Genomic DNA, 711 nt, shown 5'->3' with positions numbered 1-711 from the left:
TTGGTGCCGAAGGTGCTCGAACAGGCCGTACTGCAGCGGGGGATGGTGTGCGCGTACGCGGGTCAGGTGCGCGGCTGGGATGCCTTCCAGGCGCGGTAGTGGCGATCGGGGGCGTCGGTGAACGAGGTGTGGCGGGGGCGCCAGCCCAGCAGGCGGTGGGCCTTGCGGCTGTCGACGAGTTCGTCCTGATCGGCGGCGAGTTGCATCATGCCGCCGGCTTCTGCGCTCTCCAGGCCGATGTCCTGGGTGCGTCCGGTGGCGCGGACGGCTGCGCGCTGCATGTCCAGGGCGGTCAGGCGCTGGTCGTCGGCGATCACGAAGGTCTCGCCGGCGACCGCGGTGGGATTGCCGAGGATGCGGACGTAGGCGTCGGCGAGGTCGTCGACGTGTACCCAGCTCCACCGCTTGGTGACATCGCCGTAGAAGACGGGCTTGCCGGCCTCGGCCTCGGCGAACCACTGCCCCGTCATCGACGTGGTTGCCGGTCCGCCGTAGAGGAATCCGGGGCGTACGACGGTGTGGTCGATGCCGCTGGCGGCAAGCTCACGTTCGAGTTCGAAGCGGAAACCGATGGGGCTTTCGGCGTTGCCGGGCGTGTTCTCGTCCATCAGGGCCACTCCGGTGCGGCCGTAGGAGGAGATTCCGGTGGTGTAGACGAGGTGGCGGCGCTGCCCGTCCCGCTCTTGGGCTGCGGTGATCTCGGAGAACAAC

At 68.9% G+C, this 711-nt stretch carries 1 protein-coding gene; it reads right to left on the bottom strand.

The annotated features are described in order from the left end of the window. Nucleotides 1-62: 62 nt before the first annotated feature. The coding region (locus AQI95_RS42615) for an NAD-dependent epimerase/dehydratase family protein (protein WP_159056719.1) at nucleotides 63-711 on the bottom strand (649 nt) is incomplete at its 5' end.

The sequence above is a fragment of the Streptomyces yokosukanensis genome (assembly GCF_001514035.1).
Taxonomy (GTDB): Bacteria; Actinomycetota; Actinomycetes; order Streptomycetales; family Streptomycetaceae; genus Streptomyces; species Streptomyces yokosukanensis.
Note: the sequence above shows the minus strand (reverse complement) of the source record. Positions and strands in the feature narration are given on the sequence as shown.